The organism is Kitasatospora sp. NPDC101176 (assembly GCF_044768035.1).
In the GTDB taxonomy this organism is placed as follows: domain Bacteria; phylum Actinomycetota; class Actinomycetes; order Streptomycetales; family Streptomycetaceae; genus Kitasatospora.
On record NZ_JBIWPA010000035.1, the window covers coordinates 78186 to 93332 of the forward strand.

Annotated in this window: 10 protein-coding genes and 1 tRNA gene; 6 read left to right on the forward strand and 5 right to left on the reverse strand. The window is 72.8% G+C overall.

The window, feature by feature from the left end:
• The first annotated feature begins 34 nt into the window (after nt 1-34).
• Nucleotides 35-1120, forward strand: a complete 1086-nt coding sequence (purM, locus tag ACIRS1_RS32915) for a phosphoribosylformylglycinamidine cyclo-ligase (RefSeq protein ID WP_360213138.1) — start codon at nt 35-37, stop codon at nt 1118-1120.
• A gap of 227 nt (nt 1121-1347) precedes the next feature.
• Here the strand turns inward: purM and ACIRS1_RS32920 are convergent, their stop codons facing one another.
• Entirely contained in the window at nt 1348-1605 is a 258-nt protein-coding gene (locus tag ACIRS1_RS32920) for a DUF3073 domain-containing protein (protein WP_360213136.1), read from the reverse strand.
• 383 nt (nt 1606-1988) lie between these two features.
• Nucleotides 1989-3146 (reverse strand): Glu/Leu/Phe/Val dehydrogenase dimerization domain-containing protein, encoded by a 1158-nt coding sequence (locus ACIRS1_RS32925; protein WP_402845781.1) that lies wholly within the window; start codon nt 3144-3146, stop codon nt 1989-1991.
• A 198-nt stretch (nt 3147-3344) separates the two neighbouring features.
• Between ACIRS1_RS32925 and ACIRS1_RS32930 the strand changes: the two genes are divergently transcribed.
• Nucleotides 3345-4241 carry a hypothetical protein gene (locus ACIRS1_RS32930; RefSeq protein WP_387905187.1) on the forward strand — a complete coding sequence of 299 codons (897 nt, stop codon included), beginning with the start codon at nt 3345-3347 and terminating at the stop codon, nt 4239-4241.
• A 485-nt stretch (nt 4242-4726) separates the two neighbouring features.
• Complete coding sequence (bldC, locus tag ACIRS1_RS32935; RefSeq protein ID WP_014137253.1) at nt 4727-4933, forward strand: developmental transcriptional regulator BldC; 207 nt, start codon at nt 4727-4729, stop codon at nt 4931-4933.
• Between the two features lie 359 nt (nt 4934-5292).
• On the opposite strand, the gene ACIRS1_RS32940 is transcribed toward bldC, so the two are convergent.
• Nucleotides 5293-5366, reverse strand: a tRNA-Asp gene (locus tag ACIRS1_RS32940).
• A 113-nt stretch (nt 5367-5479) separates the two neighbouring features.
• Nucleotides 5480-9466: an ATP-dependent RNA helicase HrpA gene (gene hrpA, locus ACIRS1_RS32945; RefSeq protein ID WP_402845783.1), complete on the reverse strand. Its 3987-nt coding sequence runs from the start codon at nt 9464-9466 to the stop codon at nt 5480-5482.
• 431 nt (nt 9467-9897) lie between these two features.
• Here hrpA and ACIRS1_RS32950 point away from each other — a divergent pair, with 431 nt between their 5' ends.
• Complete coding sequence (locus ACIRS1_RS32950; protein WP_402845785.1) at nt 9898-11109, forward strand: serine hydrolase domain-containing protein; 1212 nt, start codon at nt 9898-9900, stop codon at nt 11107-11109.
• A gap of 107 nt (nt 11110-11216) precedes the next feature.
• On the opposite strand, the gene ACIRS1_RS32955 is transcribed toward ACIRS1_RS32950, so the two are convergent.
• Nucleotides 11217-12200, reverse strand: a complete 984-nt coding sequence (locus ACIRS1_RS32955) for a LysR family transcriptional regulator (protein ID WP_402845787.1) — start codon at nt 12198-12200, stop codon at nt 11217-11219.
• Between the two features lie 222 nt (nt 12201-12422).
• Between ACIRS1_RS32955 and ACIRS1_RS32960 the strand changes: the two genes are divergently transcribed.
• Both ACIRS1_RS32960 and ACIRS1_RS32965 read left to right on the forward strand, forming a co-directional pair.
• The gene (locus ACIRS1_RS32960) at nt 12423-13235 is read left to right on the forward strand and encodes an alcohol dehydrogenase catalytic domain-containing protein (RefSeq protein WP_402845789.1); all 813 of its coding nucleotides are present in this window, start codon (nt 12423-12425) and stop codon (nt 13233-13235) included.
• A 291-nt stretch (nt 13236-13526) separates the two neighbouring features.
• Entirely contained in the window at nt 13527-15017 is a 1491-nt protein-coding gene (locus tag ACIRS1_RS32965; protein WP_402845791.1) for a DUF262 domain-containing protein, read from the forward strand.
• Nucleotides 15018-15147: the final 130 nt, after the last annotated feature.

Sequence of the window (15147 nt, forward strand, 5' to 3'; positions counted from 1 at the left end):
AACAACCCCCCAGACCCGAGAGGGCCGCACCGCAGTGACCAGCAACCAGAACGGCGCCACCTACGCCGCCGCCGGCGTCGACATCGAGGCGGGCGACCGCGCCGTCGAGCTCATGAAGCAGTGGGTGAAGAAGGCCAACCGCCCCGAGGTGGTCGGCGGTCTCGGCGGCTTCGCCGGCCTCTTCGACGCGTCCGCGTTCAAGAGCTACGAGCGGCCGCTGCTGGCCTCGGCCACCGACGGCGTGGGGACCAAGGTGGCCATCGCGGCCGCCATGGACAAGCACGACACCATCGGCCACGACCTGGTCGGCATGGTCGTCGACGACCTGGTGGTCTGCGGCGCCGAGCCGCTGTTCATGACCGACTACATCTGCGTCGGCAAGGTCGTGCCGGAGCGGGTCGCCGCGATCGTCAAGGGCATCGCCGAGGGCTGCGCGCTGGCCGGCTGCGCCCTGGTCGGCGGCGAGACCGCCGAGCACCCGGGCCTGCTCGGCCCGGACGAGTACGACGTGGCGGGCGCCGGCACCGGCGTCGTCGAGGCCGACGCCCTGCTCGGCGCGGACCGCGTCCGGGCCGGCGACGTGGTGATCGCGATGGCCGCCTCCGGCCTGCACTCCAACGGCTACTCGCTGGTCCGCCACGTGCTGCTGAACGAGGCCGGCTGGAAGCTGGACCGCAAGGTCGAGGAGTTCGGCCGCACCCTCGGCGAGGAGCTGCTGGAGCCGACCCGGATCTACTCGCTGGACTGCCTGGCGCTCACCCGCGCGACCGAGGTGCACGCCTTCTCGCACGTCACCGGTGGCGGCCTGGCGGCCAACCTGGCCCGCGTCGTGCCGGACGGCCTGCACGCCCGCCTGGACCGCGGCACCTGGACCCCGCTGCCGGTCTTCCAGACCGTCGCCGAGGTCGGCAAGGTGGCCACCCTGGAGATCGAGAAGACGCTCAACATGGGCGTCGGCATGGTCGCGGTCGTCCCGCCGCACTCGGTGGACGTCGTGCTGTCGATCCTGGAGGACCGCGGCGTCGAGGCCTGGCTGCTCGGCGACATCGTCGAGCGCGGCGACGGTCACGAGGGCGGCGCGGCCCTCTACAACGCCTACGAGGGCTTCACGGCGGGCTGATCCCGGCCGGAACGACGAGGGGCCCCTCCGGTGTGCCGGAGGGGCCCCTCGCGCCGTCCGGGGCCGTCCGCGGCCGTGCGCGGAGGGCGGGGCGGGCGCGCCGGGACCGTGCCCGGGAGGGCGGTGGGGCGGGCATGCCCGGGAGGCCGGTGCCGCGGGCGTGCGCGGGAACGCCGAAAACCGGCCCGGCGCCCTGGGGCGCTCGGACCGGTCGGCGGGACTACGGGTTACGAGCGGCGGGAGGCCTGCGACGGCCCGGTACCCGGCCCGCTGTCGTCCTCGTCGTCGAGGTCGGCGTAGCGGGCGGCGTACTCCGCGTACGGGTCGTCGTCCTCCTCCTCCTCGATCGGCTCCGGCTCGATCGAAGCGGTGGACGGCGATACGCCCAGCTCGTTGGACAGACGGTTAGCGTCGAACCCGCCGCTGTTGTACTTCAGCTCGCGGGCGACCTTCGTCTGCTTGGCCTTGGCCCGGCCGCGCCCCATGGGTCGACCCCCTCAACGATGGGGCTCACGGCCCCGAGTCTGACACGTGTTCATGATCAGGTCCGGCCTGCCCGAATGGGAGGACCGTCCCTTGGAGCATTAACGGTACCTGTTTCCGCCGCTGGACGGTACGTCGTCGGTGTGACGTGGCGCGCACCGACTGCACCCGAGACCAGGTCTTCCCAGGTCAGGGGAGGTTTTGCGGCGGTTTGCGCGCTGTCCGGAGGTGTCTGAGGTCCGTCGTTCCAGGACCGATTATCCCCCCTAGGGGGACGTTGGATCACCCGATCGGGCGCAGAAGTGAGAATCCGGTTCCACATCGTGATGCGCGGGGGACGGAAGAAGACCGCCCCCCGCGCACCCCGGGTCCGGACCGGGCCGGATCAGGCCCGGCGGGCACCCGGCAGCAGCACCGTGCGCAGCGCGCTGATCTCGCGCATCCGCTTCTCGGCCAGGCGGTCGGCGGCGACCGCCGGCGGCACGCCGTCGGAGGTGGCGCGGGTGAAGATCTCCAGGGTCGTGTCGAAGATCCTGGTGGCCTTGTTCTTGGCCCGCTCGAAGTTGAAGCCGTCGATCTCGTCGGCGACCTGGATCACGCCGCCGGAGTTCACCAGGTAGTCCGGCGCGTAGAGGATGCCGCGGTCGGCGAGGTCCTTCTCGACGCCCGGGTGGGCCAGCTGGTTGTTGGCCGCGCCGCAGACGATCGAGGTGCCGAACTCGCCCAGCGCCGCGACGACGGAGTCGGTCAGCGCACCGCCGAGGGCGCAGGGGGCGTAGACGTCCAGCTCGGCCTGCAGCAGGGCGGCGGTGTCGGCGACCACCTCCACCTCGGGGTGGGCGGCGCGGACGCGGTTGACGGCGGCCTCGAAGGGGTCGGTGACGACGACCGTGGCGCCGTCCGCGACCAGGTGGCCGACCAGGTAGTGGCCGACCTTGCCGACGCCCGCGACGCCGACCCGCCGGCCGCGCAGCGTCGGCTGGCCCCAGCGGGCCTGGGCGGTGGCGCGCATGCCCTGGAACACGCCGAAGGCGGTCAGGATGGAGGAGTCGCCGGCGCCGCCGTGCTCGGGCGAGCGGCCGGTCACGAACTCGGTCTCGCGCGCGATGACGTCCATGTCCTGCACGTAGGTGCCCACGTCGCAGGCCGTGATGTAGCGGCCGCGCAGGGACTCCACGAAGCGGCCGTAGGCCCGGAGCATGGCCTCGTTCTTGTCCTTGTTCGGGTCGCCGATGATGACGGCCTTGCCGCCGCCGAGGTCGAGCCCGGCCAGCGCGTTCTTGTAGGACATGCCGCGGGACAGGTTGAGCGCGTCCTCCAGGGCCGCCTCCTCGGAGGCGTACGGGAAGAAGCGGGTACCGCCGAGGGCGGGGCCCAGCGCGGTGGAGTGGATGGCGATGATCGCCTTGAGCCCGGAGCTCCGGTCGTGGCAGAGCACGACCTGCTCGTGGCCGTCGCCGGGGGCGCCGTCCTGCTCGGTGCGGAAGATCCTGCTGAGCACGCCGGGTGCGGGGTGCGTGGCGGGGGTCTGTACGTCGGTCACTGTGGTGACTCCAGTATCGAAGGCCCGCTGCTGTGGTGCGGGCGCCTAAGGCGAAGCGTAGTCGCGCGTGCGGTGGCGATCGGCCCTCTTGTCCGAGCTTGTGCCGGTTGTCCGAGGGGTGAGACGGGCCGCGGTCCGCGGTGCGGGCGCGAACGGTTCGGGAGCGCGCCCTCCCGGGGCCGGTCGGCGCGTGCGACCATGCAGGACGTGACCGTCGTACGCACCTCGGTACTGCCGCCCTACGCCGCCCACCTGCGGGTCTACGAGCCGCTGGCCGCCTACCCGGAGCCCGAGCGGGCCCGGTGGCAGGCCTACGCGGCGGAACACGGGCCGGACGCCGGGGATGCGGCGCAGCCGGTGGCCGGGGCGGCCCTGGAGGAGCAGCGCGGGGCGCTCGCGGAGCTGGTCGCCCGGACGCCCCGGGCGCTGCCCGAGCGGGAGAGCGAGCGGGCCTTCGTGCGGGTGGTGGACGGCGTGCTCTACGTCTGCCCGTGGGCGACCAGGCTGCGCAGCTGGCAGGCCCTGGAGGAGCTGCGGGCGGCGGCCCCGGTGACGCTGCTGGACACCGCGGTGCCGCCGGTGGCCCGGGCGGCCGCCGAGGCGGACCACGAGCGCTGGCGGGCCGAGCACCCGGACGCCCGGCCGTGGATCCTGACGAGCCGGTGGGAGGTGCCGGTGCGCTGGTTCCTGCCGTTCGGCGACGAGGACCGCTGCTTCGTGCCGGCGGCGGAGCCGGGCGGTCCGGCGCGGGCGGCGGCGCTGTTCTACCTGGTGCCGATGGCGCAGGCGCGGCGGCGGGTGGCCCGGGCCTACCGGGCGCTGCGTGAGGAGGTGCCGGACGGGGAACTGGTCCGGGGGGCGGAGCGGGTCGGGCGGTGGCTGGAGGAGTTCCACCCGCGCTCGCTGGTGGAGCTGGACTACGGGGGGCTGGTGCATCTGCTGGGGCCCGAGCGGCTGTTGGCGGACCGTTCGGCGGGGGAGCTGGAGGAGGGGCTGCGCGCGCTGCGGGCGGGGGACGCCGCGGAGGCGATGCGGGCGTACGGGGAACTGACGGCGCGGTGGCGGCGGGTGCTGGCGCTGCGGTACGCGAACTGACCCCGTGGGGCCCGTGTATGACTGGAAGGGTCCTACGGCCCGGACCGCATGACCAAGGTCCTGGTTCGGGTCAATAGCTGTCGAACGTGACACTACTCACCGTTGACGCGAACTTACCCCTATGTGCAAAAATGGGACAACCAGCCCAACTTCACGTGAGCGTGCCCACTTTTGGGTGGTTCTGGAGTCGATGCGTGCTTTGCGGGGAAACGGAGGGTCTGGTCCCTTCGTAACCGGACGTCACGACCGCGTGACTGTCCGTTATGGGGTGGTCCATCGCCATCCGTCAGCCTTGAACCCGTGAGGGGTCAATTTTGGCGGTTTGGTCGATAGGGCTGGACGGATGGTGTAGTTGTAGACACCAGGACAAGCCGTTCGTCCTATAACCGACTCGGCCCGTCTATGCCATTTCGGGCATCGCGGGCCAAGGTGCAGAATTTGAAGGATAGAACCGCCCTGGTTCGGTTCTCCCGAGGAGGCCGCTCATGACCGCTCGTACCCCTGATGCTGAGCCGCTGCTGACGCCGGCAGAGGTTGCCACCATGTTCCGCGTGGACCCGAAGACGGTCACCCGCTGGGCCAAGGCGGGCAAGCTGACGTCCATTCGCACGCTCGGCGGTCACCGCCGTTACCGCGAGGCGGAGGTGCGCGCTCTGCTGGCCGGGATTCCCGCTCAGCGCACTGAGGCCTGATAGGCCGAAGGCTCTTTAAAGGGGCCGCTTACCGGACTCCGCCGGGTCCGGTAAGCGGCCCCTTTGCCATGCCCGGGGCCGGCCGCGCCGGGGGCGGAATGCTGAACTCCGGATAACGATTCGATGTGCGTGGGGCGGGGGGGATTTACAGTGAATAGCGGTGCAATTTTACATATTAAATTAGCGGGGTCGTGATGGGCGTGTGACGGAGTCATGATCGGGAAATGGGGGGTGACGACGGTCACACGTCCGGGGCTTGTGGTCTAGACCTGTCTGGATGCAGGGAAGCCGGCGGAAAGCGCCCGCGCGAAAACGCGAGAGGCCCGGAACCTGACGGTTCCGGGCCTCTCGCACTGCGGCGATCCCGACGGGACTTGAACCCGCGACCTCCACCTTGACAGGGTGGCGAGCTAACCAACTGCTCCACGGGACCAGAGTTTTCTGATCTCGTTCACTCGCTTGCCGCGCTGCGAACAAGACAGACTGTAGCCCATGTCGGGCCCCCAGGTCGAACCGGGACCTGAGGGCCCCTGAGGACCGCCCAGCTCAGAGCGCCGCCCTGGCCGCCTCCATCGCCTTCATGATCCGCTTCTCCGACACCGGGCTCGGCGTCCCCAACGACTGGGCGAAGAAGCTCACCCGCAGCTCCTCGATCATCCAGCGGATCGCCAGCACCTCCGCGGAGGGCTGCTGCCCGGCCGGAACGGCCGCCAGCAGCTCCCCGTACGCCTGCTGCACCTGCTGGACCTTCAGCAGGTGCTGGGCGTCCCGCTGCGGGTGGTTGGGCAGCGCCTCCAGCCGGCGGTCCACCGCCAGCAGGTAGCGCTTGAGGTCCGGCAGCCGCTGCCAGCCGGTGCCCGTGACGAAGCCCGGGTGCACCAGGGAGGCCAGGTGCAGCCGGACGTCGTTCACCGCGTTCAGCAGCACCGGACTGCTCACCGTCTTCAGCCGGGTCGAGGCCTTGTGGAAGGCGATCAGCGCGGTGGCCGTCTTCAGCGTGGTGTCGGCCGACAGGTCGTACAGGTCGGCCCGCACCTTGTCGTGCAGCTTGCCGAAGGCCGCCTCGTCCCAGGCCGGGCCGCCCGCCAGGGTCATCAGCCGGTCCGTCGCGCAGGCCACCACGTCCTCGAACAGGGCGGCGACCGAGCCGTGCGGGTTGTGCGAGAGCGCCAGCTTCGCCTGGTTGCCCAGCCGGCCCTGGATCGACTTGGCCGGGGAGGTGGTCGTCAGCACCAGCAGCCTGCGGGTGCCCTCCCACATCGCCTGCGCCTGCGCCTGCGGGGTGTCGAACAGCTTGACGCCGACCGTCTCCCCCTCGTCCACCAGCGCCGGGTAGGCCCGCAGCGAGTGGCCGCGCGAGCGCTGCTCGAAGGTGCGCTGGAGCACCGGCAGACCGGCCGGCCAGGCCGTCAGCCCGCCCTGCTCGATGCCCCGGCCCGACGCCGCCGAGGACAGCGTCTCCTTCAGCTTCGGCTTGAGCCGCAGCCGCAGCTCCTCCAGGTCCTTGGACTCGGCGAGCCTGCGGCGGCCGTCCACCACCCGGAAGGTCACCTTGAGGTGGTCCGGGACCCGCTCGTCGTCCCAGGCCTCCGGCGGGACGGTGACGGCCGTCAGCCGCTTCAGCGCGCGCTCCAGGGAGGGCAGCAGCGGCTCCTGGCGGTCCTTCACCTCGCGCAGCGCGGCCTTCGCGAAGTCCGGCGCCGGGACGAAGTTGCGCCGGATCGCCTTCGGCAGCGACTTGATGTACGCGGTGACCAGCTCGGCCCGCAGGCCGGGGATCTGCCAGTCGAAGCCCTCCGCGGTGACCTGGTTGAGCACCGGCAGCGGGATGTGGACGGTCACCCCGTCCGCGTCGCTGCCCGGCTCGAACTGGTAGGTCAGCTGGAAGCGGAGCTTGCCCTGCTGCCAGTGGTCCGGGTAGTCGGCCTCGGTGACGCCGTCCGCGGCGTCGTTGATCAGCATCGACTTCTCGAAGTTGAGCAGGTCCGGCTGCTCGTGCCGGGCCTTCTTCCACCAGGCGTCGAAGTGCCGGGTGGAGACCACGTCCTCCGGCAGCCGGGCGTCGTAGAAGTCGAACAGGGTCTGGTCGTCCACCAGGATGTCGCGGCGGCGGGCCCGGTTCTCCAGCTCCTCGACCTCGCCGAGCAGCCGGCGGTTCTCGGCGAAGAACCGGTGGTGGGTCTCCCAGTCGCCCTCGACCAGTGCGTTGCGGATGAACAGCTCGCGGCAGAGCTCCTGGTCGATCCGGCCGTAGTTGACCTTGCGCTGGGCGACGACCGGCATCCCGTAGAGGGTCACCTTCTCGTACGCCAGGACGGCCCCGGCCTTCTTCTCCCAGTGCGGCTCGCTGTAGCTCCGCTTGATCAGGTGGCCGGCCAGCGGCTCGACCCACTCCGGCTCGATCTTCGCGTTGATCCGCGCCCAGAGCCGGGACGTCTCGACCAGCTCGGCCGACATCACCCAGCGCGGCGGCTTCTTGAACAGGCCGGAGCCCGGGAAGACCGCGAAGCGGGCGCCGCGCGCACCGCCGTACTCGCGCTTCTCCGCGTCGAAGAGGCCGATGTGGGAGAGCAGGCCGGCCAGCAGCGACTGGTGGATCCGGTCGGCGTCCGGCTCGGCGCCGGGCTGCGGCTCCTCGACCGCCACGCCCAGCTGCCGGGCGACGGTGCGCAGCTGGGTGTAGATGTCCTGCCACTCCCGTATCCGCAGGTAGTTGAGGAACTCCGCCTTGCACATCCGGCGGAACGCCGAGGAGGACAGCTCCTTCTGCTGCTCCCGGACGTAGCGCCACATCGACAGGTAGGCGAGGAAGTCGGAGGTCTCCGAGTTGAACCGGCGGTGCCGGTCGTCGGCGGCCTGGCGCTTCTCGGCGGGGCGCTCGCGCGGGTCCTGGATGGAGAGCGCCGCGGCGATCACCATCACGTCGCGCACGCAGCCGTTGCGCTCCGCCTCCAGCACCATCCGGGCCAGCCGCGGGTCCACCGGGAGCTGCGCCAGCTGGCGGCCGAGCGGGGTCAGGCGCTTGCGCGGGTCCTTCTCGTCCGGGTTCAGCGCGCCCAGCTCGTGCAGCAGGTGCACGCCGTCCCGGATGTTGCGGGAGTCCGGCGGGTCCAGGAACGGGAAGGCGGCGATGTCGCCGAGCCCGGCCGCCGTCATCTGCAGGATCACCGAGGCCAGGTTGGTGCGCAGGATCTCGGCGTCGGTGAACTCGGGGCGGGAGAGGAAGTCCTCCTCCGAGTACAGCCGGATGCAGATGCCGTCCGAGGTGCGGCCGCAGCGGCCCTTGCGCTGGTTGGCGCTGGCCTGGCTGACCGCCTCGATCGGCAGCCGCTGCACCTTGGTGCGGTGGCTGTAGCGGGAGATCCGGGCGGTGCCCGGGTCGATCACGTACTTGATGCCCGGGACGGTGAGGCTGGTCTCGGCGACGTTGGTGGCGAGCACGATCCGGCGGCTGCCGGAGCGCTGGAACACCCGGTGCTGCTCGGCCGAGCTCAGCCGGGCGTACAGCGGCAGGACCTCGGTCGACTTCAGCTTCAGCCGGTTGAGCGCGTCGGCGGTGTCCCGGATCTCGCGCTCGCCGGAGAGGAAGACCAGGATGTCGCCCGGGCCCTCGGCCTGCAGCTCCTGGGCGGCCTCGCAGATCGCCTGGACCTGGTCCCGGTCGCGGTCGGCGTCGGACGCGTCCTCGTCCTCGGCGCCCTCCTCGACGAGCGGGCGGTACCGGACCTCCACCGGGTAGGTGCGGCCGGAGACCTCGATGATCGGCGCGTCCCCGAAGTGCCGGGCGAAGCGCTCCGGGTCGATGGTCGCGGAGGTGATCACGACCTTGAGGTCCGGGCGGCGGGGGAGCAGCTGCTTGACGTAGCCGAGGATGAAGTCGATGTTGAGGCTGCGCTCGTGCGCCTCGTCGATGATCAGGGTGTCGTACTGGCGCAGCTCGCGGTCCGTCTGGATCTCGGCGAGCAGGATGCCGTCCGTCATCAGCTTGACCAGGGTGTCCGGACCGACCTGGTCGGTGAACCGGACCTTCCAGCCGACCGCCTCGCCCAGCGGGCTGTCCAGCTCCTCCGCGACCCGCTCGGCCACCGTGCGGGCGGCGATCCGGCGCGGCTGGGTGTGGCCGACCAGGCCGCGCACGCCCCGGCCGAGCTCCAGACAGATCTTGGGGATCTGGGTGGTCTTGCCCGAGCCGGTCTCGCCCGCGACGATCACCACCTGGTGGTCCCGGATGGCCGCCAGGATGTCGTCCTTCTTCTGGCTGACCGGCAGCTCGGCGGGATAGGTGATCGCCGGGACGGCGCTGCGGCGCTGCTCGACCAGCAGCTCGGCGCGTTCGATGTCGGCGGCGATCTCGGCGGCGACCTTCTGCCGGGCCTCGGGCTTGCGGACCCGGCGGGCCCCCTCCAGCCGGCGCCCGATCCGGACCTGGTCGCGCAGGGTCAGTTCCGGAAGGCGGGCGGCCAGCTCGCCGATCCCTGGCCCGTCGGCGGGGGCGGCGGCGGACTGGACTGCGGGAGAACTCACTGCGGGCATCCCTCTAGGTTCGCAAGGAGGGGCGGCGGCGCGCACCTCGGTTTTCGAGCCCCTCCAGTGTCACAGTCGCCGGTGGCCGAGCGCGAACGGCGGGTCGGGTCGGGTGCGGGTGATCGGGTGCGGGGCGCCCGGGGCGGGCGCGGGGGCGGGCGGTCGGGGGCGATCGGGTGCGGGTGATCGGGCGGGGCGGCAGCGGTTCGGGGCGGATCCGGGCTCCAGCCGTCCGGGCGAAGCCGGACTCGGACGTCACGGGCATCACCTCCTACGCGGCGGACGGCTCGGCCGCCGCCGACCAGCCGGCTCCGCGCCCGTCGGGCCTCGGGCCGCGCCCGGTCGGCGGCGACGTGCGCCCGATCCGTCGGTCCCGTGCGCCACAGTGGTGGGCGACAACGGACGTGACGGGCCGTCGGCGGCCCGGAGGGCGGTGGGTGATGAGCGGCGGACCGACGGGACTGTCCGAGGAGCGGCTCGGCCGGATGCACCGGGTGCTGACCGGCCACGTCGAGGGCGGCGGGGTGCCCGGTCTGGTGGCCGCCGTCGCCCGGGACGGCGACGAACACGTGGAGGTCCTGGGCCACCACGACCTCGCCGGCACCACCCCGATGCGCCGGGACACCCTCTTCCGGATCGCCTCGATGAGCAAACCGGTCACCGCGGTGGCCGCCCTCACCCTCGTCGAGGAGTGCGTGCTGCGGATCGACGACCCGGTCGACGACCTGCTGCCCGAGCTGGCCGACCGCCGGGTGCTGCGCCGCCCGGACGGCGAGCTCGACGACACCGAGCCCGCCGCGCGGCCGATCACCCTGCGCGACCTGCTCACCTTCCGGCTCGGCCACGGCCTCGCCATGCTCCCGCCCACCGCCCCGATCGCCGGGGCCCTGGCCGAGCGCGGGGTCGACGTCCGGGCGCCCCGGGCCGACCAGCCGGAGCCGGACGAGTTCCTGCGCAGGCTCGGAGAGTTGCCCCTGCTCCACCAGCCCGGCGCCGGCTGGCTCTATCACACCGGCTCGGCCGTCCTCGGCGTCCTGCTCGCCCGGGCCTGCGGGCGACCGCTCGGCGAGGTGCTGCGCGAGCGCGTCCTCGACCCGCTCGGCATGCGGGACACCGGCTTCGTCGTCCCGGCCGACCAGCTCCACCGGCTGCCCGTCGAATACCTGTACGACCCCGCCGGCGGGCGGCTCGTCCCCTACGACGGCGCCACCGGCGACAGCGCCTGGGCCCGCCCCGCGGCGTTCCCGGACGGCGGCGCCGACCTGGTCTCCACCCTGGACGACTACCTGGCCTTCGCCCGGATGCTGCTCGGCGGCGGCAGCCACCGCGGCGTGCGGGTGCTCTCCCGGCCGACCGTCGAGCTGATGACCACCGACCAGCTCACCCCCGCCCAACTGGCCGCCTCCGGACCGCTGCTCGGCCGGGAGGACCTCACCGGCTGGGGCTTCGGCGTCTCCGTCACCACCGCCCGGACCGGCCTCGCAGCCCCCGGCCGCTACGGCTGGGACGGCGGCCTCGGCACGGTCTGGTTCAACGACCCGGCCGAGCGGCTGACCGGGGTGCTGCTCACCCAGCGGATGTTCGAGTCCGCCACGCCGCCGGCGATCGCGCGGGACTTCGAGACGGCGGCGTACCAGGCCCTGGCGGGGTGACGGGCGGGGCGTCCCCGCGGCCCGGGTGACGGGTGGTCACCGGGAGGGGGCGGGGGCGGGGCCCGGGTCCGGGTGGCCGGGCGGGGCGGGCGCCGGGCCGGGCGGGCTCAGGTGGTGAGCGCGGCCTCGTCGGCGTCCGGCAGCCAGTCCCGGGCCGGGTCGTACTCCAGCCACCTGCTGCGCCCGGCCTCGGCGGCGAACGCCCGGAGCAGCGGCTCCAGCAGGGCGTCGGGGCCGTCACCGCCGCCGTCCTCGCGCCAGAGCAGCGACCATGCGTAGAGCGGCGTCGGGCCGGCCAGCGGCACCGTCCGCACCCCCGGCCGGCCCGGGCCGGGGTGCGCCTCCGGCAGCGGGCAGTCGGCCGGGACGAGCGAGAAGCAGCCGGGGTCGGTGCGGATCCGCTCGACGAAGTGCTCCGGGCCCAGGTTGGTCGAACCGATCCGCCCGGCGATGCCGAAGCGGTCGGCGAAACGGGTCAGGAAGTCCAGCCGGTCCACCGCGGCCGGGAAGCGCAGCACGCCGTCGCGCAGGTCCGCCGGGCTCAGCACCTCCCGGTCGGCCAGCGGGTGGTCGGTGCTCAGCAGGGCGTCCACCGGCTCCAACCGGACCAGCCGGTGCGTCAACCCGGCGTCGCCGCCGTCCGGCAGGGCGTGCACCCGGCCGAACCCGGCGTCCGACTCCCCGCGCAGCACCGCCGCCGCGACCGACGGCAGGTCCCGGCCCGGCACCGGCTCCACCTCCAGCCCCGGCACCCCGCCCAGCGCCTGCGCGACCGTCCGCATCGGCGCGAACAGGTGCCCCCACACGTCGATCCGCAGCGGCCGCCGGGCACCCCCCACCGCCGCCGCCACCGCGCGCTCGCCCTGCTCCAGCACCCGCCGGGCCGGTCCGAGGAACCGCCGCCCTGCCTCCGTCAGCGCCACCCCGCGGGCGTCCCGCTCCAGCAGCCGGACCCCGAGCAGCCCCTCCAACCGGGCCACCCGCTTCGAGAGCGCCTGCTGGGTGATGCCCGGCCGCCCGGCCGCCCGGCCGAAGTGCAACTCCTCCGCGGCCGTCACGAACGCCCGCACCTGCGCGAGATCGAGATCCATGACCGGCCAGCCTATGCCGCGCGGATCCCCGCCGGGCGGCCGCGGCCGGAGCCCGCCCCCGGGCCCGCCCCCGACGCCCCGTGCGGGCCCGCCGGGCCCGGCAGCACAACCGGCGGTTGTCGCCGCCGCCCCCTCGTTGTTGGACCGGCCCCCGACGGGCGCGGTGAGCTGGGGCCGTGCCCGGGCCGCCAGGACCCGGGCGGCCGTGGAGGGAAGAGCGCGATGAGGGCACTGCTGGGCACCGGGCGGCGGGACGTACCGGTCGGCTTCGCCGAGGTGGACCAGCCGAAGCCGGGGCCGGGGGAGGCCCTGGTGAAGGTCGAGGCGTTCTCGGTGAACCGCGGCGAGACCTTCCAGCTGGAGGCCCCCCGGCCCGGTTGGCGGCCCGGGAAGGACATCGCCGGGCTGGTCGTCCAGGCGGCCGCCGACGGATCGGGCCCGGCCGTCTGCCGGCGGGTGGTCGGCCACCCGCCGGCCGGGGGCTGGGCCGAGTACGTGGCCGTCCCGACCTCCTCGCTCGCCGAACTGCCCGACACCCGGATCGTCGCCCGCGCCCTGGACGCCCTCGACGCGGACGCGGGCCTGGACCTGGACCGGGTCGCCGTGATCGGCCTCAGCCTGGGCGGCCACCACGCCGCGAAGGCCGCCGCCCACGAGCCCCGGGTCCGGGCCGCCGCCCTGGTCAGCGGCCCGTACCGGCTGGACTGGGACGGCCTCGTCCCGTTCGTCACCGCGACCCTCGCCCAGCGCTGCGGCGGCCTCGACGCCGCGCGCGCCTTCGCCCGCCGGATCGACCTGACCGCGCTCGCCCCGACGATCACCACCCCGCTGCTGGTCGTCGAGGGCGGCCAGGACGGCATCCCCGGCGTCACCCCCGCGACGGCCCTCGCCGAGCACGCCCCCGACGCCGAACTGCTGCTCGTCCCGCACGGCAACCACCTGCTCGGCACCGCCCTCGCCGACTGGCTCCCGGCCACCGCCGACTGGCTCGCCACCCGCCTCGCCGCCGACGGGACGCCCGGCGACCGCGGCTGACGACCCGCGGCCGACGAGCGCGAGGGGACGCCGTCGGCCGCGCGGCGCCCGGCCCGGACGAGGAAGCCGCGCGGCGATGCACCGCTTATGCCGAAGTCACGGGAGAACGGGCCGAGTCGCGTCGGCTCCGCACGCTATCCGGCCCGTTGTGGTGCCGATTCCCCTGTCATCAAAAGGGAGGTGGGGAAAGGTTCGTTCCGCTATCGTCGTCGACGAGGCCCGTCAGCGCGCCTCATTCCTCCCGCCGGGCACACCATTCGAACCCATTTCCTCGCAGCTGCGGAGCAGTTCATGAAGATGGAAGCGCGCAAGATGGCGCTTGACAAGGCCTACAAGCGACGCGGCCGTTACGACATCCCTGACTGGCAGCGGGACGAGGTCTGGCCACTGGCCCGCAAGCAGCTCCTCATCGATTCGATCCTGAACGGGTGGAAGCTCCCCAAGTTCTACTTCGCCAAGACGTCGAACGACCCGGACGAATTCGACGTGGTCGACGGCCAGCAGCGGCTGGCGGCGATCTGGGAGTTCTTCGAGGGCACGCTGCGGCTCTCCGAGGAGTCGGCGGCGGAGTTCGGCGGTGCGACCTATCACGAGCTCCCGGACGTCGTCACCGACCGGTTCGACGATTTCGAGATCGAGTACGACGAGATCACGGAAGCCAGCGACGACGACATCCAGGAGTTCTTCCAGCGGCTCCAGGGCGGCATGATCCTGACCGCCGCCGAGAAGCTGAACGCCGTCAACAGCGGGATGACGAAGTTCGCCCGCAAGCTCGCCAAGCACCCCTTCTTCACCGAGAAGGTCGCCATTCGTGACACTCGGAAGGCGTACTTCGACATCGCCTCCAAGGTGGTCGCCGTCGAGATCGAGGGGCTCGAGGCACGCCTGCGGTACGACGACCTGAAGCGGCTCGCCGAGTCCCAGGCGAGTTTCTCCGAGAATTCCAATGTCGCGCTCCGCATCGTCGCCACGCTCGACTACCTGAACCGCGCCTTTCCCGGTCAGAGTTCGGTCCTGCGGAACAGGAGCACCATCCAGTCGTTCATCACCCTGACGACGCGGCTGGTGGCCGCCGGCCGGGCGGACGGGATGGAGGTCGGCCTCTGCAAGTTCTTCGAGGGATTCGGAGCCGACCTCTCCCGGCAGAACGAACTGGGGACGAGGGCGACCGACCGCTCGTTCCTCGAGTTCCAGCGCACCCTCTCGGCGAACGTCAAGTCGGGGCCCGGGGACCGCCACGCGATCCTGCTCCGCAAATTGATGCTCTCGAACTCCTCCTGGGTGGAGGCGCTCGGGCCGGAGAACATCGCGGCCAGCGGGATCTCCGTGGAGATCGAGCGGCTGGGGCGGCGGGTGCAGGACCTCGTGGCGGCACGGAACGACGAGTACGCCGCCAAGAACGGATCCGACCTCTTCAAGATCACCAACAAGACCTCCGCCGGGCTGGCGCGCTGCCGCGACGTGGTGACGGACTTCAAGAGCTACTCGAACTTCATCGGGGACCTCTACTTCCTCTTCCGGGAGGGCCCCGGCCAGCGTCTCGCCGGGAACGTCCCGCCGTCCTTCGAGGACGTCAACCTGCTGCGCACGGGCCTCCAGCACGACGTGGACCACGGCAAGGCGGGCGCGGTGGCGGGCAAGCGCATCAAGATCGGCCAGACCTTCGCCAAGTACTCCGGCGGGGAGACCGCACCGTCCACGCTGGACCCGACGCACTTCCCGATGGTGCAGGCGGCGCTGCTGAGGGAGATCGCGGCGGATCTCGCCGGGCTGGCCGTCTGACGTCGGCCCCGCGGTGGGGGGGCCGGGGCCCCGGCCCCCCCCCCCGGGGCCGGCCCCCCCGCCCCCCCCCCCCACCCCCCCCGGGGGGGGGGGGGGCCGCCGAAGGGACGGCCCCCCGCGGGGGGGCGAC